Source organism: Salinigranum marinum (genome assembly GCF_024228675.1).
Lineage (GTDB): Archaea > Halobacteriota > Halobacteria > Halobacteriales > Haloferacaceae > Salinigranum > Salinigranum marinum.
Window position 1 is genome coordinate 34,596 of sequence record NZ_CP100462.1, and the last position, 25,580, is coordinate 60,175.

24 protein-coding genes are annotated in these 25,580 nt (G+C 68.6%); 14 read left to right on the plus strand and 10 right to left on the minus strand.

Going from position 1 to position 25,580, the window contains the following annotated elements; genetic code table 11:
- Nucleotides 1-2 precede the first annotated feature (2 nt).
- On the minus strand, nucleotides 3-1,622 hold the full coding sequence (locus NKJ07_RS20300) for a COG1361 S-layer family protein (RefSeq protein WP_318570736.1): 1,620 nt from the start codon (nucleotides 1,620-1,622) through the stop codon (nucleotides 3-5).
- Nucleotides 1,623-1,768: 146 nt separating this feature from the next.
- On the minus strand, nucleotides 1,769-2,299 hold the full coding sequence (locus NKJ07_RS20305; RefSeq protein WP_318570737.1) for a phosphopantetheine adenylyltransferase: 531 nt from the start codon (nucleotides 2,297-2,299) through the stop codon (nucleotides 1,769-1,771).
- A gap of 187 nt (nucleotides 2,300-2,486) precedes the next feature.
- Here NKJ07_RS20305 and NKJ07_RS20310 point away from each other — a divergent pair, with 187 nt between their 5' ends.
- The 3 genes from NKJ07_RS20310 to NKJ07_RS20320 all read left to right on the plus strand — a co-directional run bounded on the left by NKJ07_RS20310 (nucleotide 2,487) and on the right by NKJ07_RS20320 (nucleotide 6,937).
- Nucleotides 2,487-3,062 (plus strand): DUF2238 domain-containing protein, encoded by a 576-nt coding sequence (locus NKJ07_RS20310; protein ID WP_318570738.1) that lies wholly within the window; start codon nucleotides 2,487-2,489, stop codon nucleotides 3,060-3,062.
- A gap of 187 nt (nucleotides 3,063-3,249) precedes the next feature.
- The gene (locus NKJ07_RS20315) at nucleotides 3,250-5,973 is read left to right on the plus strand and encodes a cation-translocating P-type ATPase (protein ID WP_318570739.1); all 2,724 of its coding nucleotides are present in this window, start codon (nucleotides 3,250-3,252) and stop codon (nucleotides 5,971-5,973) included.
- 193 nt (nucleotides 5,974-6,166) lie between these two features.
- Nucleotides 6,167-6,937 carry a hypothetical protein gene (locus NKJ07_RS20320; protein ID WP_318570740.1) on the plus strand — a complete coding sequence of 257 codons (771 nt, stop codon included), beginning with the start codon at nucleotides 6,167-6,169 and terminating at the stop codon, nucleotides 6,935-6,937.
- Between the two features lie 18 nt (nucleotides 6,938-6,955).
- Here the strand turns inward: NKJ07_RS20320 and NKJ07_RS20325 are convergent, their stop codons facing one another.
- Nucleotides 6,956-9,748 (minus strand): vWA domain-containing protein, encoded by a 2,793-nt coding sequence (locus NKJ07_RS20325; RefSeq protein WP_318570741.1) that lies wholly within the window; start codon nucleotides 9,746-9,748, stop codon nucleotides 6,956-6,958.
- 118 nt (nucleotides 9,749-9,866) lie between these two features.
- On the opposite strand from NKJ07_RS20325, the gene NKJ07_RS20330 reads away from it, so the two are divergent.
- Complete coding sequence (locus NKJ07_RS20330; RefSeq protein WP_318570742.1) at nucleotides 9,867-10,505, plus strand: hypothetical protein; 639 nt, start codon at nucleotides 9,867-9,869, stop codon at nucleotides 10,503-10,505.
- Nucleotides 10,502-11,824, plus strand: a complete 1,323-nt coding sequence (locus tag NKJ07_RS20335) for a PGF-pre-PGF domain-containing protein (protein WP_318570743.1) — start codon at nucleotides 10,502-10,504, stop codon at nucleotides 11,822-11,824. Before NKJ07_RS20330 ends, NKJ07_RS20335 begins: the two co-directional genes overlap by 4 nt.
- Before the next feature lie 65 nt (nucleotides 11,825-11,889).
- On the opposite strand, the gene NKJ07_RS20340 is transcribed toward NKJ07_RS20335, so the two are convergent.
- The 3 genes from NKJ07_RS20340 to NKJ07_RS20350 form a co-directional block, all read right to left on the minus strand.
- The gene (locus NKJ07_RS20340; protein WP_318570744.1) at nucleotides 11,890-12,732 is read right to left on the minus strand and encodes a CDP-alcohol phosphatidyltransferase family protein; all 843 of its coding nucleotides are present in this window, start codon (nucleotides 12,730-12,732) and stop codon (nucleotides 11,890-11,892) included.
- Complete coding sequence (locus NKJ07_RS20345; RefSeq protein ID WP_318570745.1) at nucleotides 12,729-14,690, minus strand: aldo/keto reductase; 1,962 nt, start codon at nucleotides 14,688-14,690, stop codon at nucleotides 12,729-12,731. The genes NKJ07_RS20340 and NKJ07_RS20345 overlap by 4 nt, the downstream gene beginning before the upstream one ends.
- 67 nt (nucleotides 14,691-14,757) lie before the next feature.
- On the minus strand, nucleotides 14,758-14,901 hold the full coding sequence (locus NKJ07_RS20350) for a hypothetical protein (RefSeq protein ID WP_318570746.1): 144 nt from the start codon (nucleotides 14,899-14,901) through the stop codon (nucleotides 14,758-14,760).
- Between the two features lie 96 nt (nucleotides 14,902-14,997).
- Here NKJ07_RS20350 and NKJ07_RS20355 point away from each other — a divergent pair, with 96 nt between their 5' ends.
- The 4 genes from NKJ07_RS20355 to NKJ07_RS20370 all read left to right on the plus strand — a co-directional run bounded on the left by NKJ07_RS20355 (nucleotide 14,998) and on the right by NKJ07_RS20370 (nucleotide 18,160).
- Nucleotides 14,998-15,720 (plus strand): helix-turn-helix domain-containing protein, encoded by a 723-nt coding sequence (locus tag NKJ07_RS20355; RefSeq protein WP_318570747.1) that lies wholly within the window; start codon nucleotides 14,998-15,000, stop codon nucleotides 15,718-15,720.
- A 102-nt stretch (nucleotides 15,721-15,822) separates the two neighbouring features.
- Entirely contained in the window at nucleotides 15,823-16,215 is a 393-nt protein-coding gene (locus NKJ07_RS20360; protein WP_318570748.1) for a DUF7475 family protein, read from the plus strand.
- A gap of 78 nt (nucleotides 16,216-16,293) precedes the next feature.
- Complete coding sequence (locus NKJ07_RS20365) at nucleotides 16,294-17,106, plus strand: alpha/beta hydrolase (protein ID WP_318570749.1); 813 nt, start codon at nucleotides 16,294-16,296, stop codon at nucleotides 17,104-17,106.
- A 481-nt stretch (nucleotides 17,107-17,587) separates the two neighbouring features.
- Nucleotides 17,588-18,160 carry a SprT-like domain-containing protein gene (locus NKJ07_RS20370; protein ID WP_318570750.1) on the plus strand — a complete coding sequence of 191 codons (573 nt, stop codon included), beginning with the start codon at nucleotides 17,588-17,590 and terminating at the stop codon, nucleotides 18,158-18,160.
- A gap of 36 nt (nucleotides 18,161-18,196) precedes the next feature.
- Here the strand turns inward: NKJ07_RS20370 and NKJ07_RS20375 are convergent, their stop codons facing one another.
- The gene (locus NKJ07_RS20375) at nucleotides 18,197-18,403 is read right to left on the minus strand and encodes a DUF8149 family protein (RefSeq protein ID WP_318570751.1); all 207 of its coding nucleotides are present in this window, start codon (nucleotides 18,401-18,403) and stop codon (nucleotides 18,197-18,199) included.
- A 241-nt stretch (nucleotides 18,404-18,644) separates the two neighbouring features.
- Between NKJ07_RS20375 and NKJ07_RS20380 the strand changes: the two genes are divergently transcribed.
- Together NKJ07_RS20380 and ppk2 are read left to right on the plus strand one after the other, a co-directional pair.
- Nucleotides 18,645-18,923: a PadR family transcriptional regulator gene (locus tag NKJ07_RS20380; protein ID WP_318570752.1), complete on the plus strand. Its 279-nt coding sequence runs from the start codon at nucleotides 18,645-18,647 to the stop codon at nucleotides 18,921-18,923.
- A gap of 209 nt (nucleotides 18,924-19,132) precedes the next feature.
- On the plus strand, nucleotides 19,133-19,963 hold the full coding sequence (ppk2, locus tag NKJ07_RS20385) for a polyphosphate kinase 2 (protein ID WP_318570753.1): 831 nt from the start codon (nucleotides 19,133-19,135) through the stop codon (nucleotides 19,961-19,963).
- Between the two features lie 25 nt (nucleotides 19,964-19,988).
- Here ppk2 and NKJ07_RS20390 read toward each other — a convergent pair whose 3' ends face one another.
- On the minus strand, nucleotides 19,989-21,008 hold the full coding sequence (locus NKJ07_RS20390) for a sensor histidine kinase (RefSeq protein ID WP_318570754.1): 1,020 nt from the start codon (nucleotides 21,006-21,008) through the stop codon (nucleotides 19,989-19,991).
- 135 nt (nucleotides 21,009-21,143) lie between these two features.
- Entirely contained in the window at nucleotides 21,144-22,115 is a 972-nt protein-coding gene (locus tag NKJ07_RS20395; RefSeq protein WP_318570755.1) for a hypothetical protein, read from the minus strand.
- Nucleotides 22,116-22,411: 296 nt separating this feature from the next.
- On the opposite strand from NKJ07_RS20395, the gene NKJ07_RS20400 reads away from it, so the two are divergent.
- Entirely contained in the window at nucleotides 22,412-22,648 is a 237-nt protein-coding gene (locus NKJ07_RS20400; protein ID WP_318570756.1) for a TrmB family transcriptional regulator, read from the plus strand.
- A 110-nt stretch (nucleotides 22,649-22,758) separates the two neighbouring features.
- Here NKJ07_RS20400 and NKJ07_RS20405 read toward each other — a convergent pair whose 3' ends face one another.
- The gene (locus NKJ07_RS20405) at nucleotides 22,759-22,983 is read right to left on the minus strand and encodes a hypothetical protein (protein WP_318570757.1); all 225 of its coding nucleotides are present in this window, start codon (nucleotides 22,981-22,983) and stop codon (nucleotides 22,759-22,761) included.
- Between the two features lie 232 nt (nucleotides 22,984-23,215).
- On the opposite strand from NKJ07_RS20405, the gene NKJ07_RS20410 reads away from it, so the two are divergent.
- Both NKJ07_RS20410 and NKJ07_RS20415 read left to right on the plus strand, forming a co-directional pair.
- Nucleotides 23,216-24,103, plus strand: a complete 888-nt coding sequence (locus NKJ07_RS20410) for a diacylglycerol/lipid kinase family protein (RefSeq protein WP_318570758.1) — start codon at nucleotides 23,216-23,218, stop codon at nucleotides 24,101-24,103.
- Between the two features lie 227 nt (nucleotides 24,104-24,330).
- Nucleotides 24,331-25,554, plus strand: coding sequence for an MFS transporter (locus tag NKJ07_RS20415; protein ID WP_425504787.1), 1,224 nt, complete (start codon nucleotides 24,331-24,333; stop codon nucleotides 25,552-25,554).
- Nucleotides 25,555-25,580: the final 26 nt, after the last annotated feature.

A 25,580-nucleotide genomic window follows, 5' to 3' on the forward strand; every position in this document is an offset into this window, starting at 1 on the left:
ACTCAGTCCTGCTGGCGTCGCCAGACGACGGCCCCTAAGCCGACGACGACGACGACGCCGACGATCGCCGGAATCGGGAGCCCACCGCCACCGCCTTCGGGTTCGACGACGTCGACGGCGACCTTGTACGTCTTCGAGAGCTCCGTGTCGCCGTCGGGCGTGGTGTACTGGACGTCGACCGAGACCGGGTACTGTTTGGTGAGCGCGTCGCCGCCCGCACTCGCCGCGACCTGGATCTCGGTCGATTCGCCGGGGGCGAGCGCGGGGACGAACGCCTCGTCGTCACTGCTGCCGAGGGGGTCGTTGAAGTACGTCTTCACGCTGACCTCGCTCAGCGGCTCGGCCCCGTTGTTGGTGAGTCGGAGCGTGACCGTGTCCGAGCCTCCGCGTTCGAGCGTCGACTCGACCGGTTCGACGGTGAAGCGGTCCCGTCTGGTCTCCACCGCGACCGCCCGACGGAGCGTGGTGCTGGTGCGGTCGTCACCCGCCTCGTTCTGGTAGTTGACGTCGAAGCTGAACTGCTGGCGACCCGCCGACGCCGCGTCGCTGACGTCGACCTCGAATGAGAACGACTGACTGTCGCCGGCCGCCAGGCTCGACAGGGCGTACTCGGTCTCGGTGAAGTCGAGGTTCTGCGACCCGCCGGAGACGACGAGGACCGGCTCGTACACCGTCGCGGGACCGTCGTTCGTGACCGTCCCGGAGATCGTCCCCTCCTGGCCGACCCTGAGCGTCGAATCGAGGTCCGACAGCGAGAAGGACTGCTCGTCGCGCGGCGTGACGCCGGTGACCATCTCCGGGGCGGTCTGCCGCACGCCGTCGGTGTCGGTGTAGTCGACCGTGGCGGTCAGGGAGTACTCGCGCTGGATGGCGTCCTCCGTCGCCGACAGCGCGTACGTCACCTGCTTCGTCTCCCCGGGCTGCCAGCTCCCGACGAACGAGTCCGCGCTGTTGGACTCGGTGCCGAACGAGAGTTCGTCGCTCGACGAGGCGACCGAGACGCGGGCGTCTCGCGCTGGTTCTGTCCCGACGTTCCGGACGGTCATCGTGGCCTCACCGCGGTCACCGATCTGCGTCGTCGACTGGGTGTCGACTACCTCGAACCGCGGCGCGTCGACGACGCGGATCGTGATGGTCTGGTCCCCGCTGAACGTCGACTCGGAGAACTCCGGCTCGCCGCTTCCGAGCGTGACGATGCGCGTGTAACTGTAGCTGACCTCGACGGGGACCTCGTAGGCACCCGGCGGCGTCCCCTCGGGGACCGTCAGCGAGATCTGGACCGGGCCGGCCGTCCCCGTCGGGACGTTCCCGACGGGGATCGCCTCGGTCTGGACGTCGATGGGGCTGTCGCGGGCGTTGAGTTCGACTACCGTCCCGCGTGCCGTGGTCACTCGGTCGACCCAGACGGTGCTTCCGTCCTGGATCAGTTCGCCGTCGTTCGAGAGGTAGACGTCGAGCGTCGTCTCCTCGCCCGGCGTGACCTGGTTGTTCGGGACGTAGACGTCGACGTTCGGCTTGCCGATCACCTGCTCCTGTGACTGTGCGACGACGAGCGGCGCACCGACCGACGCGAGCACGACTGCGAGACAGAGCCCGATCAGCGGAGTCGGTTTCGATTTCATATATGAATCCCAATCATTTGAACGACCGTTCGATTAGTCAGTCGAATCGGGGATGGTTAAACGGAGTGAAACCGCAGTAAACGGTCACTCAGTTCATTCGGGAAGCGCCGGCGCCTGGGGATCTCGGCGGCGACCGCCCGCGCCGATCACTCGGGCGTGTCGGAGACGACGCGCCCGTGAACGTCGATCTCGCCGTTTCGGATGCGCGTGCTACTGATCCGGGTGCCGTCCTCGGCGATGACGAACGGTGGGGTGTGTACTTCCAGCGGCCGGCGTCCCTGTTCGATGCGGTGCCGGTTGAGTTCGTGCGCGCGACGCTGGGCCTTCGCCTCGGGCGAGACGACGAGCGCGTCGACGTCCTCCCGGGTCGCCGCGGGTCCCTGCGTGTCGGTCAGTTCGATGATCTCGTAGCTGGCGGTGTACGCCCCACCGATCCGGTCGAGTTCGTCGTCGAGGGCCGCCCGCCGTTCGTCGAACGAACCGAGCAATTCGGCGTGGGCCGGGTCGCTCCGCGTCCGCTTCGCGAGCGTCGTCGAGGTGAGGCCGACGACGACGTGTCCCGCAGCCGGGCCGTCGTGACTGGCGGTCTGGAACGCCTCGTGCAGGAGGGCACGGTGGCCGTTGTGGAGGGGGGTGAACGTCCCGCCGAGGATCGCCGTTCGTTCGGTGTCCGTCACACCCGCGCTTCGGCCCCGGCCCCCGTATAACTACAGGCTCCCGGCGTCCGACCGGCGGCTCGACGCCCGCTGTCCGACGCAGGGTCGCCGCCCCGGTACGACCGTCTCCGGCCGGGGTCGAACGCGGTCCAACGCACGACACGAACGTTTTTCGCCGCCCGTGCCGACTGTCAGAGGTGGATCACTCGTGACCGAAGAGAGTCAGACTCCGCTCACGGACGCGGCCGAACGGGGGATCCGTGTCGCGCTCGTCGCCGTAGCGGTCGTGGGGGTTCGACGGCGGGATCCGAGTGCCGTGGCCAACGCCGCCGTCGCGCTCGCGGGCACCTTCCTCCCGGACGCCGTCGAACGACGGTACGCCGTCACGTTCCGGCCCTGGCAACGGCTCTACACCGAGTCGGCCATGCTCACCCACGCCGTCGGGATGCTCGGTCCGTACGACGACGTCTGGTGGTGGGACCACCTCACCCACACCCACTCGGCGACGCTCCTCGGCGGGGTCGTCCACGCGGTCGCCCGCCGCCGCGACCGCGACCCGCTACCGCACGTCCTCGCCGGGGTGGCCGGCGGCGGCGCGCTCTGGGAACTCGCCGAGTACGCGACACACGGGCTCTCGCGTCGGATCGGGTTCGACCCCGTCCTCGTCTCGTACGGACGGACCGACACCCTCCTCGACCTCCTGTTCAACCTCGTCGGTGCGTTGCTCGTGGTCGCGTTCGCCGACCGCCTGGTCGGGAACCTCGTCCGCCGCGACGGCGACTGACGCCGGACCGTGTCGGAAATCTCCCGGGCCGCGCGCTCGTTCCCCGTCTGCCACTCGTCGTAGCGCATAAACCGCCTGCCCGTGACCGAGGTGACAACCGGCACCATGTTCCGTCCGACGCCAGCGGCCGTCGACCGCACGAGCCACCACCGCGCGGAGAGCCGCACCGCAACTCGAGGGGCTAGGGATGAGTGAGTCCGCCCGACGACACGAGGAGGCGTCGACCGAGTGGCACGGCCTCTCACGGACGGACCTGTACGACGAACTGGCGATGGGCGAGTCGGGCCTCACGGCGGAGGAGGCGGCTCGGCGGCTCGAGGAGTACGGTCCGAACGAGATCCGCGACGAGAGCTCCGTCTCCCCGCTTTCGATCTTCGTCGCGCAGTTCCAGGACGTCCTCATCTACCTGCTGATCTTCGCCGCCGCGCTCTCGCTCGCCGTGGGGTTGCTCCCGGGCCAGGAGCCGAACTACGTCGACGCGGGCCTGATCCTCCTCATCCTCTTCGGCAACGGCGTCTTCGGCTTCGTCCAGGACTACCGGGCGGAGAAGTCGATGCAGCGACTGCGCGAACTCTCGACCCCCGACGCGACCGTCGTGCGCGACGGCGAGAAGATGACTGTCGCCGCCCGCGAGGTCGTCCCGGGAGATCTCGTCGTCATCGAACAGGGCGACGCGATGCCGGCCGACGCCCGCCTCGTCGAGGCGACCAACTTGGAGACGATGGAGGCACCGCTGACGGGCGAGAGCGCCTCGGTCCCCAAGACGACCGAGCCGCTCGCCCCCGAGACCCCGCTCGCGGAGCGGTCGAACATGGTGTACATGAACACGAACGCCGTGCGGGGGCGCGGACGGGCGGTCGTCGTCGAGACGGGGATGGACACGGAGGTTGGGGGGATCGCGACGCAGATACAGGCGGCCGAGCGGGACGAGACCCCGTTCCAGCACGAGGTCGACGAACTCGGGCGTCGCATCGGCTACGGGATCGTCGGGCTGATCGGACTGATCGTCGCCGTCCAGTTCGCGTTCACCCAGGCTGGGGCGATCTCGGTCCTCCTGACGGCGATCACGCTCGCGGTCGCCGCGGTCCCCGAGGGGCTCCCGGCCGTCGTGACGCTGACGCTCGCGCTCGGCTCACAGCGGATGGTCGACCGCAACGCCCTCGTTCGGCGGCTCCCGGTCGTCGAGAGCCTCGGCTCCGTCGACGTCATCCTCACGGACAAGACGGGGACGCTCACCGAGAGCCAGATGACCGTCACCCGACTCTGGGTCGGCGACGAGACGTACGACGTGACCGGCTCCGGTCTCGATCCCGACGGGGAGTTCCGGCGCGACGGCGAGACAGTCGCGCCCGAGCAACTCGACCCCGTCCTCCGCTGTGGCGCGCTGTGTAACAACGCCGAGCCGGCACCCGACGCCGAGGACCGCGAGTACTTCGGCGACCCGACGGAGGTCGCACTCGTCGTCTCGGCCGCGAAAGCCGGGATCGACGGCTCCGGGGAGCGGGTCACCGAGATCCCCTTCTCGTCGGACCGCCAGCGGATGACGGTCGTCGTGCGCGAGGACGACGGACACACCGCCTACACCAAAGGCGCGCCCGAAGTGATCCTCGACCGGTGTGAATCGGTTCTCGTCGACGGCGAGGTCAGGGAGTTGACCGACGACCGTCGGGCGGCGATCCGCGAGACGATCGAGTCGTTCGCGGGCGACGCCCTCCGCGTGCTGGGGTTCGCCCGCAAGCAGGGGGTCGACCCCGACGCCGACGAGGAGCGCCTAGAGACGGGGCTCACCTTCCTCGGACTCCAGGGGATGATCGACCCGCCGCGGTCCGAAGTCGGGGGGGCGGTCGCCGACTGTCGGCGCGCCGGCATCCGGGTCGTGATGGTGACGGGCGACAACCTCGAAACCGCGAAGGCGATCGGGGCGGAGATCGGCTTCGACCCCGCGGGCGCGATGACCGGGAGCGAGATCGCCGCCTGCTCCGACGCCGAACTCCGCGAGGCCGTCGAGGACGTCGAGGTGTTCGCCCGGGCGACGCCGGAGCACAAGGTCCGCGTGCTGGAGGCGCTCCAGGCGAACGGTCACACTGTCGCGATGACCGGTGACGGCGTCAACGACGCTCCGGGGGTTCGGAACGCCGACGTCGGCATCGCGATGGGGATGCGCGGCACCGACGTCACGAAGGAGGCCTCCGACATGGTGCTCCGCGACGACAACTTCGCCACCATCCGTGACGCCGTCGCCGAGGGGCGGGGCATCTTCGACAACATCCGGAAGTTCGTCAACCTGCTCCTGTCGGCGAACGCCGGCGAGGTGCTCACGGTGTTCGTCGGGGTGTTGATCGGGAGCGCGCTGTTCCCGCGGCTCTTCGCGGCGCAGTCGGAGGCGCTGATCCTCACGCCCGTCATGCTGCTGTGGATCAACCTCGTCACCGACGGACTGCCCGCGCTGGCGCTCGGCGTCGACCCGAAGGCCGACGACGTCCTCGACCGCGAGCCGCGCGACAACGGCGAGAGCGTCATCGACCGGCGGGTCGCGCTCTCTGTCGTCACCATCGGGGTCACCGTCACCGTCGCCGGGTTGGCGCTCTTTTTCGAGTCGCTCCGTACGTTCGAGTCGCTCGTCCGGGCGCAGACGCTCCTGTTTACGTTCTTCGTCGTCGCGGAGATGGGCATCATCCAGGTCATCCGGCGGCGGTTCGGCGCGTCGCTCCTCTCGAACCCCTGGCTGATCGCCGCCGTCGCCGCCTCGTTGCTCCTGCAGTTGGTCGTCCTCTACACGCCGCTGGCTGGCCTCTTCGGCGTCTTCCCCCTCGAAGTCGCAGACTGGGAGCGCATCGGCCTCGCCGTCGCGGTCGTCCTCGCGGTCAACGCGCTCCTCTCGCGAGTGTACGACCGCCTGCACGCCGACTAACTGCCCACGTCGTTGACCGGCGTCGATACCGGTGGTCAAGAACCCGGGCGACGAGACGCCGACGCGACTGCGCCCGGCCGATCGGTGTTGCGGAGAGGTCCGTCTGACGGCGAGCCGAAGCACCGGGATGGAGAGTATCAGATATGATCGCAGCGAGGAAAGCGATTTACCGGCGGTTCGATACGGTGGCCATATGACGCGACCTGGCGGCGATCGGACCGATCCGGGGGTCGCCGTCGCTCTCGGTGTCGGCCTCGTCGTTCTCGCAGCGAGCGGAGCGTTCTTTCTTCTCGGTCCCAGCCTTGCCCACCCAGCCGCCGAAATCGGTGTCGGCGGCGTCACCGCTGACGCGTTCGACGGCATGGCCGAGACGACGGACACCCATGCAACCCGAATCAGCCTCGAAACCAGAGACGATCGAACGTTCCACTACCTGGCGTCGACCCATGGGAACGGGACGACGGTTCGGCGGTACCGGCCGCCGTCCGGTGCCGAGACCGACGACTTGGTCGTGGCGGAGTCGGTGACCCTTGACGGAACGACCTACCGGAGACTGACATACCGGACCGCGAGCGAGGTCCCGGCGGCGGCCAGCCGACCGAACGCCACCGTCGATGGGAACACCGTTTACGCCGTCGGGACCACGGCCGATCGGGGAGCGTTCGTTCCGCTGGTCGCCGACCGGGTCACCGGGGGCTTGGTGTACGCTGAGGTGGGAACGGTCACGCGCGACGGCGAGCGACTCGTCCGGTACGACGTGATCGGCGAGCGGGGTGGACTCCCGCCGCTGTTCGAGTCGACGGCGACCGGGTTTCTACTCGTGAATCCGGACACGAACGTGGTCCGGTACGCTCGCGTGACCGCTCCCGATCAGGACGACCGCGTCACGGTCACGGTTCGAGCGAGCGGCGAACCTGCTCCGGTACCGGGCTGGGTCGATCGGGTCCGTTTCGAGGGGGTCTGACCCGCCCGCGCCGGCCAGTCAGTTCTCCCTGATCACTCCCGAACCGCGGAACTGGCCGTACACCCTACTCCCGTCCGATACCCCCCCGAGGAAGCTGTCTTCGCTGACCTTGTCGAACACCAGCGTGTTCCCCCGTGCCTTCCTGATCTCCGTGTCGCCGTCGAATTTGGCGTTCTCGATACGAGTCCGGATCTGTCCCGCCGCCTCGTCCAGCGCCTCGTAAATCAGTTCCTTCGTGGTACTCCTGAAGTTCACGTTCAGCGTGAGGCCGTAGTACTGACTGTAGACGAACTGCGCTGCCAACACTCCGTTCTTGAGGTTCTGCACCGCGGTGTTTACGACCTGGTTGACCTGGTTGACCCCGAAGTTGCGGACGCCGTAGGGGGTCGACTCGACTACGAACCGCTCCTGTCCGCCGCTCGTCCCCCGGGCGAACGGGCTATCGCCGTCTATCGTGGTGACGAACTGCAACTGTCCGAGCCGCGTGACGGAGTACTCGGCGAGGTCGCCGTCGAGTTCGATCACGAGATCGGCTTTCGCCGTGTCGTTCCCGGGGTCGAACTCGACCGTCGAGCCCCCACGGATGGTGGCTCCGTTCTGTGGGTTCGTGAGCTCGATCGAGCCGCCGTCGATGGGATCGGCGGCCGGTCCGGCGATCCGCTTCTGTACGACCGCCTTCACCAGCACATACGACTTCCCGTCGCGCAGTTGGTTGTCGTCGAGTTCGCCACTAAGCCAACTCGGTGGGACGTTGCTGCTACCGAACCCCAACACCGGAATCCCTCGACTAATGTCGCCGTCCTTCGTGTACGCGCCCGCGAGAACGGCGGTCTGAGTATCGGAGCCGAACTGCTGGTTACCGTTCTCGTCCGTCCTGGTCATTACCTCCAGCGAGACGAACAGCCGCTCGGCGACGAAGGGGTTCGACCCGTTCGCCAGTTCCTGCTTGTCCCCGAGCCCCGCGTCGTCGGTGTTCGCCTTCGTCGGGTCGGACGTCGCCACGGCGATCCACGCGCCCTGCTTGGCGTCTTCGGGCACGAACCGTTCGGCCGCCGCGGTGACCGCGTCGTTCCGGTCAAGCAGGGTGACCTCTTGGCTGTCGTTCAGCCCGTCGTCGTCGGTGTCGGTCGCGTTCGGGTCACTGTAGACGACATCGCCCATGTCCGGACCGGCGGGGATGTAGATCCCGTTGCGCTCGGCCACGTCGTACAGCCCGTCACCGACGCCTTCATCATTGTCCTGGTACTTGACCTGGTCCCCGATGTCGCCGAAGGCGTCGCCGAGATCCGTCGAGTCGGTGACCGTGATGAACTCACCACCGGTCTCCAGTGCGATCCTCCGGAGCAGATCCTCGTCCGCGCTATCCCCGACGGCGACGGTGTTGATCGTGACACCCTCGTCGGCGGCCTGCCGGGCCTGACCCATCGCGCCGCCGGAGCCCCGCCCGTCGGAGAGCAGGACCATCACCTGGTCGTGCGAGGAAACGCCGTTCGTGTTGTGTTGTCTGCGGGCCTCCCTGAGTCCGGAGCCGATTTCTGTCCCGCCGCTCGCCCTGAGGCCGGCGATGCTCGACCGGACCGCGTCAAAGTCGTTCGTGAGCGGCTGTTTCGTGTCGGCCGCGAAGTCAAACCCGATCACCGACGCCTGATCGCCCGGCCCGAGCGCGTCGACGAACTCCCGTGAGGCGCGCCTGGCGTCGGCGATCTTGTCTCCGGACATGCTCCCGCTCGTGTCGATTACCAGCGTCGCGTCGACCGGGTTTACGTCCCCTCCACCGCGCGGCCGGGTGGGTTTCGTCACGCTGATGCGGTCAATGAACTCGTTCCCGTTCGCCAGCGTCAGGTACGAGAAGTCGTCCACCTCGGCGGTTGCGGTGCCGTTCGCCACGGTCGTGTTGATCACGTGCCAGCGCCCGTCGTCGTCCGGCGACCACTTCAACAGCGTGAGGTTCCCCGGGTCGTCGCCGTCGAGATCGTCCGGGACGTCGAAGCGCACAGTCCCGCCGTCGATCGGCGTCCGGTTCTTGACGTGGATGACCGGTGACTTGCGGAACTCGTCGTCGTCGGTCTGCGAGACACGGTCGACCTCGACGCCGCTGGCGATGGTGTACGGACCGGTGATGTCAACCGTCGCGGTGGTGTTCGGCACTGGCATTGTCACGTCGTACGTCGCTTGATCGTCCGAGACCCCGTCACCGTCGGTGTCCCGCGACAGCGGGTCGCTCCCGAGGGCGACCTCGTCGCCGTCAGGCACCCCGTCACTATCAGTGTCCTCGTCGGTCGGGTCCGTCCCGTGGGTGTTCACCTCGGGGCCGTCGCGGAGACCGTCGTCGTCGGTGTCGGTCGTGCCGATTTCGGTCCCCCTCGCGCGCTCGTCACCCGTCGAGAGCCCGTCGCCGTCGAGGTCGTCGGCCGCGTCGGCTGTCCCGTCACCGTCCGTATCGGCGACCGTCGGATCGATCCCCGGGTACCTGCTCTCGAACGCGTCCGGGAGTCCGTCACCGTCCGTATCGTTCGCGAACGGGTCGGTGTCCAGCAGTCGCTCCCGGTAGTTGATCAGCCCGTCGCCGTCGGGGTCCTCGCGCCCGTCGATGAGCCCGTCGTCGCCGGTGATCGCGGTGTTCACCGTCGAGTTGCTGTCCACGTCGGCCGGGTCGGTCCCGGTGACGTTTCGCTCGTAGGCGTCGGGCAAGCCGTCGCCGTCGCGGTCCTCGCTCGGGATCTGCAGCACCGCCCGGAAGAGCCGCTGGACGTCGCCCACGTCGACCCGGGAGTCGTCGGTGTAATCATACGCCGCCGTGTTGTTCTGCACTGCCGTTCGGTTCAGGTTGGCGAGAAGTGCCTGCGTGTCCGCGACGCTCAATTGCCCGTCGCCGTTGACGTCCTGGTACCGCCCGTCACCGTCGAGATCCGTCGGGGGGGACCCCGGGATGACCGGCGGGAGCCCCGTCGCGTTCGTGTCGTTCGTCGTGACGTTCGTCGGCGTGGGCGTCGGTGTGGTCGTGTCGGTGGTGGTTGCCTCTCCGGTCGCGTTCGCGTCGTTCGTCGGCGTGGGCGTCGGTGTGGTCGTGCCGGTGGTAGTTGCCTCCTCTGTCGCGTTCGAATCAGTCTCCGGCGTGACTGTCGGGGTGGACGACGGCGTGACTGTCGGCGTGGGCGTCGGGGTGGACGACGGCGTCGCTGTCGGCGTGGGCGTCGGGGTGGACGACGGCGTCGCTGTCGGCGTGGGCGTCGGGGTGGACGACGGCGTCGCTGTCGGCGTGGGCATCGTGGTTTGCGTCGGTGTCGGTGCTGGCGTCGATGTCGGAGTCGAAGCCGCCGACTCCGTCTGTGCGGCGAGCCCCGACGGTGCCGACCCCGTCTCGGCTCCGATCACGCCGCCAGAGACGACTGCTCCCGCAGGGATAGAGAGGGTCAGAAGCAATGCGACGAGGGCCGCGGTGAACTGCGTTGTTCGTGGCATATGTGGCCGAGTCAGAGCGCCACCGTGTCGGCGGTCGGTCGTGTCCGAGTCCAACATTCGGCAGAACAAAAATTTAACCATCTCTGTACAAAGTTGGCCTCAATGAAACGGATCGGTTCAGTACATCTCGGATTACGACACGCCGTCGTCGGAATCGTCCTCGCGATTGCGCTCACCACGGGGTTGATCGGTATCGCCACCGCGGCGGGGTCGATAGACGTGTCGCTCGTCCCCGAGACGCGCTCGCTCGACGTCGGCGACGCGACGACGGTCGATGTCATGGTCGAATCCGCGAGCGGCGGAGTTGGCTCGTACGACCTCCAGGTAGTCGTCGGCGATTCAGCCGTGGCGACCGTCACCGCCGCGACTGCGGCCGGCGGCCCGTCGTACGAGAACACGGCGGTCTTCGATGGAGGAAAGCGGGCGGACATCGTCGCCACCGGGGCGGACACGGCCGACACGGGCACGGTGACGGTCGCGTCGGTCACCGTCGAGGCGACCGGTTCCGGGTCAACGCCGCTCTCGCTCCGCGTCACCGACGTGAGCGACGAGGACGGCGTGTCGTACACCGTCTCCGACACGCCCGGCGCGACGGTCTCCGTGAGCGGGACGCCGACGCCGACAACAACGGCAACAGCGGAGCCGACCGACGACTCCAGCGACGGCGACGCCGCTGACGACGGCGGCGACGGTCCCGCAGAGTCGTTCGACTACTCCGTGATCGTCGACGACGGCGTGACGAGGCTCGAACTGTCGGACGCGGCGGCGAACAGGCGGTACGACATCGACCTCGGGAACTCGATCAGCGCTGGCGAGTCGACCGTCACTGCCGCCGAGTTCTTCTTCGACCGGAGCGTGACAGCGGCCACCGTCCGGTTCGACGCAAGCGAGACGCCACCCGAAAGCGTGACCGGGCTCGACACCGCGATCGTGTACGTCGCCGTCGAGGCCGACGGGGTCGCCGCCGAGGACATCAACGAGGTTGAAGTCGGCTTCACGGTCTCGCAGTCGACGCTCGACAATCGGGGGCTTGCCCCCGACGAGATCCGGTTGTACCGGTACGACGGTGGCGCCTGGATTCCACACGAGACGACACACGACGGCGAGACCGAGTTCACCGCGGAGGACGTCCCCACCTTCGGCGTGTACGCCATTGGACCGAGCGGGTCGACGGCGGTGACGGCTACATCATCGGCGACGGCGACACCGCCGACCGACTCCTCCACCGCGAGCCCAATAGCTTCCACGACGCCGACGGAGACAGAGACGACTCCCGCGACGGCCGCCGAGACGCCGTTGTCGACACGAACACCGGCCGCCGGGACGCGGACCACGAGCACGACCTTCCCTGGATTCACGCCGATCGCCGGTCTGGTCGCGCTGGCCACGGCAGCGGTCGTCGCCGCCCGCACTTCCCGTCGCTGACGGATTCCCCGGCGACCCCACGACAACCACCATTACTATCTGCTCGTACCGCTCTCCGGCGTGGCTCACCGCTCGGGGAACGCCTCGGAGCCTTCGGCTGCGGTCGATGCGGGCTGTGAATCCGAGCCGCCCCCGAGCCGCCCCGACACGACCAGGTAGTCGCGGGCGAAGACGACGAGCGACGGCGTGACGACGACGGCCGCGGCGGGAGAGATCACGCTTGCGGGGATCACGGGAACGAGCGCCGCCGTGATGAACGCCATCTGTACGCCCGCGAGCGGGCGGCGCACGCGGCTCGGCGGCAGGTCGTAGACGGCGAGCCCGCGGGTCCGACGCCAGCCCCGCCCGGCTTTGAACAGGTAGCGGGCCGCGGAGATGGAGAGGTACCACACCGGGAGCCGCCCCCAGGCGACGCCGACGAGGGGGGCGACGAGAAAGCCCACCGTGTCGAACGCCATGTCGAGCTTCTCGCCGAGCTCCGACCGCCGACCGACCGACCGCGCGAGCGCGCCGTCGGCCCAGTCGAGGACCACGCCGCTCCCGTACCACACGACGGGAAGCCACCGCCAGGCGCTGCCGACCGGTGGGACGACGAGGAGAAAGCCCGCGACGCCGGCGTACAGCCAGCCGCGGCCGAGCGTCACGCCGTTTGCGACCCCGAGCGTCGGCGCGGGCGCGGGCGAGCCGTCGGCGTCCGGCGAGCGGTTGCGTTCGAGCACGCGCGCGAGGAACCACAGCTGGTATCCGAGGACGGGCGCGGCCGCCGCGAGCCACAGCCCGCCCGTCCGCGCGTCGAACGCCCGGGTCACGGCGAGCGCCACGACGCCAGCCGCGCCCGCGAAGACGCAGGCGGTGAGCCACCAGCGTCGCCAGAGCGGGGCCGGGAGCGTCCCTCGTGTCGCGTTCATCGCTCGAAGTCGGGGTCAGCGAGGGCGTCCAGTCGCCCGAGGTGAGCCTCCGAAAGCCGCAGTCGCGCGGCCGCGAGGTTCGACACGACGTGCTCCGGGTCCGTACTCGACGGGATGGGGACGACCCCGCGCTGGACGTTCCACGCGAGGACCGCCTCGGCGGGTGTCGCCCCGGTCGCCTCGGCGACCCATTCCACGGCCGGCTCTTCGAGCAAGCCGGGGGCGGACAGCGGCGAGTGCGCGACGACGCGGATCCCCCGCGCGTGACACCACGAGACGAGCGCCCGTCGGGGACGGAACGGGTGCCGCTCGACCTGGACGAGCGCCGGGGGGACCCGCGCGGCGTCGACCAGCCGCGCGAGCTGGGGGAGCGTCACGTTGCAGATCCCGAGCGTCCGGGTCAACCCACGGTCGTGGAGCCGTTCGAGCCGTCGCCAGGTGTCGACCAGGTCGTGGTTCGCGCGCTCGGGGGCGCCGTCGGCGTCGGTCGGAAACGTCAGCCGCTCCTGTTCGGCGACGGGGCGCGACGCGAGCGCACGCAGGGGTCCCTGGTGGGCCCACGCCTCCGGCCAGTGGAGCGCGTAGCAGTCGAACGCGTCGATCCCGAGTTCGGAAAGCGAGCCCTCGCAGGCGGTCGCGAGGTGGTCGGGGCCGTGGTTCGTGTTCCACGGCTTGCCGACGACGAACAGCGACTCCCGGTCCGGCGACCTCGGTGCGGCGAGGAGGTCGCCGATCCGGGACTCGTTGCCGTACAGTTCCGCGGAGTCCAACAGGCGGTAGCCGGCGTCGAGCGCCGTCGCGATCGAATCGATCCGGTCGACGTAGTCGCCGTCGCGGTAGCGCGAGCAGCCGAAGCCGACGGGCGGGAGCCGCAGCGCCGAACGGATCGGTGAGTCGGCGGGCGGGCGGACGGTCGGGTCTCTTCGTTTCGGTTCGGGCACACCGTCGCCCTCGACCGGAACCGACTCGCCGCGTTCGGCCGCGGCCTCGATCGCCGCACAGACGGCGACGACGTGGGCGGACCGGCGGGCACCGCCGCGAGGAGCCTCGCCCCGCTCGACGGCCCGTGCGAGCCGTTCCGGGCCAGCGAGATGTCGGGTCGTCGCCCGCGGCTGCGGATGCGGTGCGACGGTCGGTTGACGGTCGCCCCCGCGGACCGTGACGGCGTCGCGGTCTGCGGCCAGTGCGCCCGCGTCGTCGAGATAGAGGGTGCCGTCGTCGCCGTGCAGTTCGAGGCCGTAGAACTCCCGGCTCCGGTGGTCGACGTAGAAGCTCGCTCGGAGCGAGACGACCGGGCCGGCGGCGAACTCGATCGTGGCCTCGACGTGCGGCGGTCGTCCCGGTCGTTTTTCACCGGAGGGCCAGGCGTCGACGGCGTCAGCACGACGCACCCGGTCGACGGGGCCGAACCACGCGACGAGGAGCGACAGCGGGTAGACCGCGCCGTCGTACAGCGGCCCCACAGCGAGGAACGAGTCGGGGCGGTCGTGCCACTCGGTCACGCGGCCGACGTGGGCGGTCGCGTACGCGAGGCGGACGCGGCCGAGCCGGCCATCGGCCACGAGGCGTCGGGCGTGTCGCTGGGCGTCGCACCGGTGAGTGATGGGCGCACAACCGAGCGCGAGCGCACGCTCCCGGGCGGCGGCGACCAGTTCGGCGGCGGCCGCCGGATCGAGCGCCAGCGGTTTCTCCGAGAAGACGTGCCGCCCGGCGTCGAGACATCGTTCGGTCACCGGCGCGTGCGCCGCGTGGCTGGTGAGGTTGACGACGAGCGGGGCGGGTTCGGCCGCGAGAAGCGCCGAGAGATCGGTGTACGCCGCGGCGTCGTGGTCGCGAGCGAGGGTCCGCGCCCGGTCGCCGTCGCGGTCACAGACGGCCGTCAGCCGGAGCGACGACTCAGCCAGCCCGGCCGCGTACTTCTCGGCGACGGCGCCCGCTCCGACGAATGCACAGTCCACGGTGATGGGTCGGTTGTGGGCGTCAAATAGCCCGGTGGTCGTCGTCGAGCGTGTTCACCGACCGCGGTCAGCACGAGACGGTCAGGACGCCGCCGCACTGCTCACACTCGAACATCGCCGTCAGGCCCATCTGGCCGAGGTACGAGCGACGGTCGTGGACGCACTCACCGTCGCCGCCGATGCGGTACTGCGGGTCGTTGTCGAGGCGCATCACAGTACTCCGTACGCCGATCGGGAGGGTAACCACACCCCCTACTATGGCAGGGCCCCCGGCGAACGGTAATGTACCGACGGGCGTAGCGGTCGCATGAGTGACACGGACTCCGAGCGGGAGTCGGCGCTCCTGCTCACGCTGTCTCTCTGGCACCCGGGTTGCTGGGTGCTGAACGTGAGCGAGCGGATCGACGTCGGTCTCTTGGGCTACGGTATCTACCCCCGCGCGGACGGCCGGGCGACGACCCGCTACACGCACTACGGCGACGATCGGGCGACGGTCGAGGAGGCGCTCACGACGATCCGTGGCCACCCCGCCGTCGAGGCAGTCATGCCGATGGTCGACGGCTACTGTCGGACAGACACGGCCAGACCCGGGAACGCGACACGCGAGCTCCTGGTCGAACACGACGCGACGACGCAGATCAGCGACGCGTTCACCTCGCGCGGCTTCACCTACGCAGCCCCCTGTGACACCTCGGGGGGTCGCGAACGGTGGCGGCTGTACGTCACCGCCGACCGCGACGCGGTGAGGTCGCGACTCGACGAGATCCGAACCGCGGAGGACGCCGAGATCGTCGTCGAGTCGATCTCGCCCGTGAGCCGGGCGCGTCGGACGGATCCGCTCCCGATCGATCGGTTGTCACACCGACAGCGCGAAGTGTTTCAGCTGAGCCGGAGGCGTGGCTACTACCGGCACCCGGCGACGGCCACGGCGGCGGAGCTTGCGGCCGAACTCGGGATCACCACGTCGACGTTTCACGAACACCTCCACAAGGCCGAAGAGAAGCTGTTGGACCGGTCCCGGGAGGCGTAGCCTCGACCCGACGGGGAACTACGCCCGCGTGCAGTCTGCGGTGGCCGTTGGAGCGCGACAGACTGCCACAGAGTAAAGTCCGTGCGGCCCTACTGTAGAGGTATGGCACAAGCGAGCGCGACGCGCGACGAGGGGCCCTCGTTGGCACTCGGATCGCTGGGGACGCTCCACTGGGTCGGCATCGTCTTGGCGGCGATCACGGGCGTGATACACCTCGTTCTCGGTGTCAGCTTCCTGCCGTCGCCGTTCGGCGTCGCGTTCGTCGTCGCCGGTGTCGGGTTCGGGCTGGGCATCGCCGCGATCCTCCTCGACTACCGCCGCCGGCTCTTCTACGTCCTCGGTGCTCTGTTCACGCTCGGGCAGGTGGTCCTGTGGTACCAGGTGAACGCCGCGGACATCGCCGCCGGCGACGTCGGCACCATCGACATCGTCGACAAGGTCGCCCAGGTGCTGTTGGTCGCCGTGCTCGTCGTCCTCTACCGACGAGAGAGCTGAGGCGACCGGCCACGCTCCCGCCCCCGACGGGCGATCCGAGTAGCGTCGTTCATAATCCCCCGGTCCCGACATCCGCCCGTGTCTGGTACGTCCTCCCCTCTCCCCGGGCTGGAACTCGTGACCGAATCGCCGGCCGACGCCGCGTCGACCCCACCCGTTCTGTTCGTCCACGGCGCGTACGTCGGGGCCTGGTGCTGGGCTGAACACTTCCTGCCGGCCCTCGCCGACCGCGGCTACGCTGCCCACGCGGTGAGCCTCCGGGGGCACGGGGGCAGCGACGGGAGCCTCGCGAGCGCCGGGATCGACGACTTCGTCGCGGACGTCCGCACGGCCGTCGAGCGACTCGACCGCCCGCCCGTGCTGGTCGGACACTCGATGGGCGGTGTCGTGGTTCAGCGGTACCTCCAGCGGTACGACGCGCCGGCCGCGGCGCTCCTGGCCGCGATCCCGCCGCAGGGAATGGCCGGCTTGACGGTCGAGTTCGCCCTCCGCGACCCGACGACGTGGATACAGTTCGGCCTCCTCCAGACGGTCGGGCCCGGGCCGACGTCGCCGCGCGTGATGCGTCGTGCGCTGTTCTCGGCGGATCTCCCCGACGCCCGCGTCGAGGCCTACGCGCGACGGGTCCAGCAGGAGTCCCCACGCGCGCTCGCCGAACTGACGGGGCCGGCGGTCACCGGTCGCGTTCCGAGCGACCTCCCGACGCTGGTTCTCGGGGCCGACGCGGACGCGATCGTTCCGTCGTGGGCGGTCGAGGCGACCGCACGGGCGTTCGACACGGACGCGACGTTCGTCCCGGACGTCGCACACGCGATGATGCTCGACACGGGCTGGGAGCGGGTGGCGTCGACGCTCGCCGAGTGGCTCGACGGGATCGACCCCGCGTCGTAGCCCGGTCGACCGTGGCCCCCCGATCCCCTCAACCGGTGCTTGTGGCCGGCACTAACAGGCCATTTACCTGTCAGCGAACCACTTTAACACCCGATTAGATAAGTCCGTCCGGGCGGTGTGTCAGGGTGGGAGGGCAGACGATTTCCCCCTTCTGACTCTCCCGAGTTCGGGACTGGTCGATGCGGTCGAACGGAAGCCGTCACCCGGTCGGTGGCTGCCGCTTGGTGACGCGTCCGTCGCGGCCTGCGGTCCCGCCAGGTCGCGGATCGGCTGCCCCATCGCCCGGCGGAGCGTCCCGGCATTCCCTTTCCCCTTTCGGCTTTCCCCTCTCCCTTCGTGGCGGTCTCTTCACGGATTCGCTCCCGTTCTCGGCGGTGGACGAGCCTTCGTCCGACGGCAGGGCCGCCGTGCTGCCGGGGGTTCGATCCGGTCGCCGTCACGTGGGGTTCATATCGGTGGCCCTCGCAGTGGCGCTCGATCGATGACCGAGCCGGCCTCCACGACGGCTCCCCCAGCGACCCGGGGAGAGTTGCTCGACCGCGCCGCGTCGTACGCCGAGCGTGTCCCGCTCGACGTCGACCACGCCGCCATCGAGTGGGAGCTCTCGGAGCGGGCGAAGCGACGCGCGGGCGCCTGTCTCTTCGACCCGGAGACGGGGCGGTGTACGGTCCGGCTGACGTGGGCGGCCTACCGCGCGTACGGCTGGCCGACGTTCACGGGCGTCGTCCGCCACGAACTGATCCACGCGTGGGAGTACCAGCGGTTCGGCGCGTCGGACCACGGCGACCGGTTCCGGCGGGTCGCACGCGAGGTCGACGCGCCCATCCGGTGTCCGACCTTCGCGGCCCCACGGCTCCGACTCGGATGCACTCGCGAGGGGTGTTCGTGGACGCCCACCCGGCACCGCGCGTCGGCGACCGTCACGTACCCCGAGCGTCGGCGGTGTGGGTCGTGTGGCTCCCGGTACGTCGTCGAACACGTCGACACGGGCGAGACGTGGACGACCCACCAAGGGTACGAGCGGGCACGGGCACGGATCGGCGGCGAGTGGTGAGCGGAGAACGGTTCGCGTCCGGGTCGGTCGGGACGTCTAGTCGGTCAGTCCCAGGTCCTCGGCAGCGAGGTCGGCGATCCGGTCGACGATGTCGGCGTCGACGTGGGCGACGTCCGCGCCGTCGTGGCGGTTCTGGTTGTGCGTGGCGACCGCCTCGGCCAGGTCCGACAGGGCGACACGGCTCGTCGTCTCGCACTCGGGACAGATGACCGGGACCGTCGGCGCGTCGGCGTCGTCGCTCATGGCTATCGACTCTCCGACGGCGACCGTGAAAACGCGATTGGTTCCGCTCTGTCACTGGTCGGTCACACCGTGGCGAGCGTGGTCGCCGTCGAACGAAGTACTGACCGTGTATTCTGTGGTCGCCCAATCACCAGTTGATCTTCATATCGAACGAGGCTCACCTCTTGCGTCGCACCTCCTCGACTGCGAGTCCCTGAAACCCCTACACTTAACACGGGTGGGGTGTAACTAATTTTGACATATGTTTAATCTAACCGGATTTCAGCGGGACCTCCTGTACGCGATCTCCTCGCAGTCGAAGCCGTCGGGTCAGGAGATCAAGGAGGTCCTGGAGCGGGACGTCGAAGAAGTCAGACACGGCCGCCTCTACCCGAACCTCGACACGCTCGTCGACCAGGAGTACGTCGAGAAGGGGCAACTCGACCGACGCACGAACTACTACGAGATCACCGAGAAGGGCGAAAAGCTGCTCCGCGAGCGTCGCGAGTGGGAGAACGACCGCGTCGAGTTCTTCTCGTAACCGACAGGCAGGGTGAGTCGCCTCCGACGACCACCGCTCGCGCGGCCAGCCACCCGAGCGGTTCACTCGTCTGAGTCCCCCCGATCAGGCCCCCGTAGCCTCTCCGCTCTTCTTTCGTCGCTCCTGCCGTCGGTAGCTGCCAGTCTCCTCCCCGGTCGGCCGAGGAGCAGTTAATAATCTCCCTCACGTACTATGTTGAACATAGACACATGGATCCATCCGACGTTCGGTACAAAAAGAGTGGGAAAATCAAGAAGAAAGACTACAAGCGCGAACTCGACCGCCTCCAAGAAGAACTGGTGAAGCTCCAGCGCTGGATCCAGGAGAAGGACCTGAAAGTCTGTGTCATCTTCGAGGGGCGCGACGCCGCAGGGAAAGGTGGCGTCATCAAACGGATCATGCGCCGGCTCAACCCACGGGTCGTCCGGGTCGAGGCGCTGGGCAAGCCCACCGAACGCGAGCAGGGACAGTGGTACTTCCAGCGGTACGCCGAGCGGCTTCCCACGGAGGGGGAGATGGTGCTGTTCGACCGCAGTTGGTACAACCGCGCGGGCGTCGAGCAGGTGATGGGGTTTTGTACCGACGAGGAGTACGAGGAGTTCCTCCGCACCTGCCCGGAGTTCGAGCGGATGCTCGTTCGTTCGGGGATGATCCTCATCAAGTACTGGTTCTCGATCAGCGACGAGGAACAGGAGCGGCGCTTCCGCAAGCGGAACCAGGACAAGAAAAAGCGGTGGAAGCTCAGCCCGATGGACCTCGAAGCCCGCGCCCGGTGGGCGGAGTACTCGCGGGCGAAAGACGAGATGTTCGCACACACGGACATCGAGGAGGCGCCGTGGTACGTCGTCCAAGCCGACGTGAAGAAACACGCCCGGCTCAACTGCATCACGCACCTGCTCGACCAGATCCCGTACGAGGATCTGACGCCCGACCCCATCGAGCTCCCCCCGCGCGAGGAGCGCGGGGAGTACGAGCGCCCGCCGATCGAAGACCAGACGTGGATCCCGGCCGTCTACGGCTCGAACCCCGTCGACGACTGAGCGTCGATGGGGCCGATCGCGACGCTCACCACGCGCGCGTGAACTCCAGTTTGAACACCGCCCCGTGGGGCTCGTTCGACTCGACCCACACGTCACCGCCGTACGTCTTCATCACCTGATCGACGAAGAAGAGGCTGAACCCGTTGCCGTGGTGGACCTGATCGATCTCCTCGCGGCCGAAGATCATCTCGTGGCGGCTCTCGAAGACGCCGGGACCGTTGTCGGCGACGCTGACGACGACCCGTTCCTCCTGGACGTCGAACGACACCTCGACGACGGGCTCCGACGAGGTGTTGTGCTCGACCGCGTTCTCGAGCACCTCCCAGAGAACCCGGCGGACGGTGTCGTTGGCGACGACGTGTGCCGGCTCGCACGCGTCGGCGTACTCGAAGCGGGCGTCGAACTCCCGCTCCGCGCGCTCGATGACCGGCCGGAGGGTCTCGCCGAGGGGGAGGGTGCTGACGACCGCCCGCTCCTGGGCGTTGAGCAGGTGTTCGAGGTCGCGAGCGGTGTCGGCGCTGTCGATGACGCCACCCAGGCGCTTTCGGATCTTCGAGACGGACTCTTGGGCGGTCTCGTCGTCCACCTGCGCGGCGAGCTGTTCGACGTGTCCCACGACGACGTTGATGTCGTTGCGGATGTTGTGGCGGAGGACCCGGTTGAGGATGCGGAGCGCGCGCGTGTGCCGACGCCGTTCGGTCAGATCGGTGAAGACGCCCGCGAGCATCTCCGTCTCCCCGCCGACCTCGATGGGGACTGCCGACCCCATGCCGTAGAAGACTCGGTTGTCGGCCGTCAGCAGTTCGCACTCGCCGGCCCACTGCTCGTCGCACATGATCTGTTCGGCGACGTCCTCGAGGATCGTGTCGTCGACGAGGATCTCCGTCACCGGGGTCCCGATGAGGGTCTCGCGGCTCTCGTAACGGAGGAAGTCGGCGGCTGCGGCGTTGGCGTCGCGGATTCGAAATTCGAAGTCAATCACCAGTGCCGGGTTCTCGATGGAGTAAAACACCGCCTCGTAGATTTCGGGTGCGAGATCAGACATAGGGACGGATCTGCCGGCTGATTCGCCCGTCGCACCGTTAATGTTGCGGGAGTAAAATCAAAACCGATACTCGACGGCGAGCCGGCGGCGGTCGACTGGCGTGGTCCGCCGCCGGTCAGCCGTCCACCGGAGCCCTCACTTGAGCCCGCGCGCTTTCACGTCGACTTCGAGGAGGTGGCGCATCCCGTCGACGAACGCGTGGAGGTCGACGGTGTCGACGTCGTACTCCGTGGAGACGAGCTTGCTGTAGGTCTCGTTCCACGTCAGCAGGTGCTCGCGTTCGATCCCCGCGTCCTTGATCCGGCTGGCGAGACGCTCGTTCGGGACATCGACGTCGCGGATCTCCGCCTCGGAGACGACCCCGCGCTCGATGGCCTCGATGACGACGCGCGAGGTGTAGTCGCACTCGTCGAGTTCGCGCTCCCAGGTGGTGATCCAGTTCCCGATGCGGGCCAGACGCTGGGCGTCCCACGTCACGTCGCGGAGCGTCGCCAGGTCCGCGCGGTCGAAGCCGGGCGAGAACGCGAGGTCGATGTCGACGTAGATGAACAACAGCATGTTGTGGGTGTCGTACAGCTCCGCCCCACGGGGACTCGCTAGCTGTGGCCCGTCGTTCACTAGCCGGTTGTAGTCCATCGTGTTGAGCGACTGTCGGAGGTCGAACTCGAACAGTTCGCGGAAATCCGCCCGACGGGGAGCCTGGTCGAGGTACGCCTCGGTGAGCGCCCACGACTCTTCGAGGAGTCCCAGGGCGTCGGCGTCGACCCCGGGCGCGTCCGCGTCACACTGGGTCGACACGAACGGGATCTTCCGTCCCTGCTCGAACGTCTCCTTGTCGCGGTGTCGCTCCGAGAGGTCGTCGAGGACGGTCATGAACAGCGAGAAGCAGAACTTCGTCTTCCGCGCCGTCTCGGCGTGCTCGTCGGCGACCGAGGAGAGCCGAAATCCCGGGAACACGTAGTAGAGCCACTGCCAGAGCAGTTCGTCGCGGTCCTCGGTCACCGCGGCGTAGTGGTCGATCAGCGGATCGAGCTCCGCCGGGAGTTCGGTTCGTGTCATGTCGCGGACGATGCGGGGAAGCTGTCGGGTCGTGGTTGTCGTCGCCATACGTCGAAATTCAACACATTCTGGGAGAGCATAAAATTATTCATTCGATAACTGTTTAATTTAATATAAAATATATAAGTAAAAAAGTTATACAAGAAAAGATGTAAGATAGCGAAACCGGTAGAACGGACGCCTCTCCGGGGACGTTCACGCGCTGGACGTCCCCGAAGGCCCGGTTCACGGGGGGTTGCTGCGGATCGCGCGCGGTTCGCCTCTCCCTGACCGATGAACGATAATGATAATAATTTACTACGGAACGAGTTAATTATATATGGCTGGCAGTCGACGTGTCTCCCATGACGCAACTCGCCGCCCCCACGACGCAGTCGACGACCGTCGACCCGCTCCCGTCCGCCATCGACTCCGCCAGCGCGAAGCTGGTCTACCTCTATCTCGACACCGTCGGTCCGACGACGATCACGGAGCTATCGGCAGCGCTCGACATGCGGATGCTCGGCCTCTACAGCGTCCTCGACACTCTCGCGAGCGACGGACTCGTCGACTCCGAGGGCGAGACGTACTTCCTGGCCTGAGTCGGTCTCCTCGTCCCGTTCGTCCCCCGGTCTCCGTCCGTGTTTTTCCCCGTGCGTCCGGCGACGGATGTCCCAGCGTCGACGCTGCGACGGAGAGGCGCCAAGACCGGTCAGCGCAACAGCAGCGCGATTCCGACGAGGTAGCCGACCCCCACCGCCAGGAACGTGTACTCCGCCGCCTCGAACAGGGCGACGGACGTCGCCGACGCGACGACGACGGGGGTCACGACGGCGACGACGAGCAACAGCGGGAAGAACACGCCCCAGCCGAGACTCCGGAGGCGAGGGTGCTGGTTCGGGACGCTGGGGGGCTCGGAGCCGGCGTCGTCGTCCATCTCACGCCTCCCGGACGGGGGAGACAACGCTGTTCGCGGTGCTGTACCGACCCACGCGACGGCAGCACGTGGGACTCTCGGGGGGAGTGGCGGGGACCATCGCCGGGCGAACACACACGGTGAGCGCTGATAATCGTGACGGTCCCGCGACAATTGTCGCGGTGGATCGCGCGACGGGCGAGCCCGCACGGAGAACAGACGGTATAAGAGGCTGTGGGGACTGCGCCGAACCATGCAGGTCGGCTCCCGTCAGTGCGTGCTCAACCCCCAGAGCGGGACGGCCGACCACGCCGACTACGTCCGTCGGCTGATGGGTGCGCGCGGCTTCGCGGTCGACGAGACCGAGAGCAAGGCCCACGCGATCGAACTCGGTCGCGAGGCCGGTCGGGACGGCGTCTCGACGCTCGCCGTCTGCGGCGGCGACGGCACTGTCAACGACGTCCTCAGAGGTGTGTACGAGGTCGGTGCCGTCGAGGAGATCACCCTCGCCGTCGTCCCGACCGGCACGGCGAACCTCCTCGCGGGGACGGTCGGGATCCGCGGCGTCGACCACGGCATCGAGGTGGCCGACACCGGCTCCGTGCGGGGCGTCGACCTCGGCGTCGCGGCCGACCACCCGTTCGTCGTCTCGGCGATCGCGGGGCTCCCGGCCGACGCCAGCACCGCGACTTCCGACGCGCTGAAAGAGCGGTTCGGCACGCTCGCGTTTCTCCTGTCGGGCGCACGCGAGACGCTGGCGTTCGACGGCCTCGACATCCACGTCTCGACCGACGGCGAGACGGTCTTCGACGGGTCAGCGCTGTCGGTGCTCGTCGGCAACGCCCGGAAGTTCGTCGAGGAGGGCGGGCAGGCCGCCATGGAGGACGGCCGCTTCGACGTCGCCGTCGTCGAGGAGATGCCGCCGCCGACCGCCGTCGCCGAAGCGGTCGCCCACCGGCTGCTCGCCAGGGGGACCGAGGGCGTCACGCACCTCCGCGCGGGATCGGTGACGATCGAGAGCGCGGAGCCGATCACGTTCAGCCTCGACGGCGAACTGAAACGACACGACCGCCTCTCGCTGTGCGTCCGCCCGGGGGCGCTCGACCTCCGCGTCGGCAAGGGATACGAGCCGACCCCGTAGCGACCGCGCGGACACACGCACACGGGGACTACCGAGTTCACTCTCCCGTGGCTCCCGGCTCCACGCGGCTCCCGAGTTCACTCTCCCGTGGCCCGACTTCACGGCCCCGGCTCCCATGCGCCACGTGGCCGTCGTCCGGCGACCCCACTGACTCGATCCATCCGTGTCTGGCGGCAAAGGAGTCCGACAGCGGGCCGATTATCAGCCGGAGCGGCGAACCGGAAGCAGTGACAGAGAGCGCCGAGCGCGCGTCAGTGACGGCGGCGTCGACCGACCGCGGGGCCCGCGACCGATGGCTCCTCGTCGCCGGGGCGAGCCTCGTCTCCGTCGCCCTCGGCGCGTACGAGATCTCGCCGGCCAGCGTGACGCCGCTCATCCGCGAGTCGACGGGTGTGGGCCCGGCGGGCGCGGGACTGGTGGTGAGCGCCATGTTCGGGACGGCGGTGGTCGCGAGCCTGCCGGTCGGGGCGGTGCTCGACCGGGTGGACTCCCGGCGCGCGGTGGCGGTCGCCGTCGCCTCGCTGTTCGTCGCCGGCGCGTGGGGCTGGTTCGCCGGCGAACGCGGCGACTACGGCTCGCTGTTGGCTTCGCGGGTGCTCGGCGGGATCGGCTACGTCGTCGTCTGGAACGCCGCGATCGACATGGTGAGCGAGGCCGTCGCCCCGGAGCGACGAGCGACCGCCGTCGGTGTCTTCACCGCCAGCGGCCCCGTCGGCTTCGCGCTGGGCCAGAGCACCGCCCCGTTGATCGCCGCGCGCTTCGGCTGGCCGGCCATCTTCGTCGCGTTCAACGGGCTCTCGCTCGTCGGACTGGCGCTGTTCTGGCCGACCAGCCGGGGACTCGGCGCGGTCGGCGGCGAGGACCCGCCAACGCTGGCTGAACTCGGCGGTGTCCTCCGCCTGCGAGCCGTCTGGCTCGTCGGCAGTCTCGGGTTTCTCGGCTACTCGATCTACCTGTTCGTCAACAGCTGGGCTCCCTCGTACCTCGTCGAGACGCAGGGGCTCTCGCTCGGCGTCAGTGGCCTGCTCGTCGCGGTGTTCCCCGCGATCGGGATCCTCTCACGGGTCAGCAGCGGCCTGGTCTCCGACCGGCTGTTCGACGGCCGGCGCCGCCCGGTCGTCGTCGCCTCGTTCGTCGTCGCGACCCCGCTGGTGGCGAGTTTCGCCGTGGTCGAGTCGGTGGCGCTGCTCGTCGCCGTGCTGCTCGTCGCTGGGTTCGCGATCCAGCTGACCCTGGGGCTGTCGTTCGCGTACGCCCGCGAACTCGTCGCGTCGCGGGTCGGCGCGACGGCGGTGGCGTTCCAGACGAGCGTCGGTCTCGCGGGGGCGTTCGTCGCCCCGATCGCGGGCGGCGCGCTCATCGAGACGTGGGGGTACGTGGCGGCGTTCGCCGCCGCGAGCGTGCTCGCCGGCCTCGGCGTCGTACTCGCGTGGCGCGCGCCCGAGCCGTGACGGGAGCGCGGACACCGACGCCGGCC

Coding starts and splice junctions, on each gene's coding strand:
- NKJ07_RS20340 (WP_318570744.1), bottom strand. CDS start 12,732: ATGAACGCGACACGAGGGACGCTCCCGGCCCCGCTCTGGCGACGCTGG.
- NKJ07_RS20315 (WP_318570739.1), top strand. CDS start 3,250: ATGAGTGAGTCCGCCCGACGACACGAGGAGGCGTCGACCGAGTGGCAC.
- NKJ07_RS20410 (WP_318570758.1), top strand. CDS start 23,216: ATGCAGGTCGGCTCCCGTCAGTGCGTGCTCAACCCCCAGAGCGGGACG.
- NKJ07_RS20390 (WP_318570754.1), bottom strand. CDS start 21,008: ATGTCTGATCTCGCACCCGAAATCTACGAGGCGGTGTTTTACTCCATC.
- NKJ07_RS20335 (WP_318570743.1), top strand. CDS start 10,502: ATGAAACGGATCGGTTCAGTACATCTCGGATTACGACACGCCGTCGTC.
- NKJ07_RS20375 (WP_318570751.1), bottom strand. CDS start 18,403: ATGAGCGACGACGCCGACGCGCCGACGGTCCCGGTCATCTGTCCCGAG.
- NKJ07_RS20400 (WP_318570756.1), top strand. CDS start 22,412: ATGACGCAACTCGCCGCCCCCACGACGCAGTCGACGACCGTCGACCCG.
- NKJ07_RS20300 (WP_318570736.1), bottom strand. CDS start 1,622: ATGAAATCGAAACCGACTCCGCTGATCGGGCTCTGTCTCGCAGTCGTG.
- NKJ07_RS20380 (WP_318570752.1), top strand. CDS start 18,645: ATGTTTAATCTAACCGGATTTCAGCGGGACCTCCTGTACGCGATCTCC.
- NKJ07_RS20405 (WP_318570757.1), bottom strand. CDS start 22,983: ATGGACGACGACGCCGGCTCCGAGCCCCCCAGCGTCCCGAACCAGCAC.
- NKJ07_RS20350 (WP_318570746.1), bottom strand. CDS start 14,901: ATGCGCCTCGACAACGACCCGCAGTACCGCATCGGCGGCGACGGTGAG.
- ppk2 (WP_318570753.1), top strand. CDS start 19,133: ATGGATCCATCCGACGTTCGGTACAAAAAGAGTGGGAAAATCAAGAAG.
- NKJ07_RS20355 (WP_318570747.1), top strand. CDS start 14,998: ATGAGTGACACGGACTCCGAGCGGGAGTCGGCGCTCCTGCTCACGCTG.
- NKJ07_RS20330 (WP_318570742.1), top strand. CDS start 9,867: ATGACCGGCGGGAGCCCCGTCGCGTTCGTGTCGTTCGTCGTGACGTTC.
- NKJ07_RS20395 (WP_318570755.1), bottom strand. CDS start 22,115: ATGGCGACGACAACCACGACCCGACAGCTTCCCCGCATCGTCCGCGAC.
- NKJ07_RS20320 (WP_318570740.1), top strand. CDS start 6,167: ATGACGCGACCTGGCGGCGATCGGACCGATCCGGGGGTCGCCGTCGCT.
- NKJ07_RS20360 (WP_318570748.1), top strand. CDS start 15,823: ATGGCACAAGCGAGCGCGACGCGCGACGAGGGGCCCTCGTTGGCACTC.
- NKJ07_RS20370 (WP_318570750.1), top strand. CDS start 17,588: ATGACCGAGCCGGCCTCCACGACGGCTCCCCCAGCGACCCGGGGAGAG.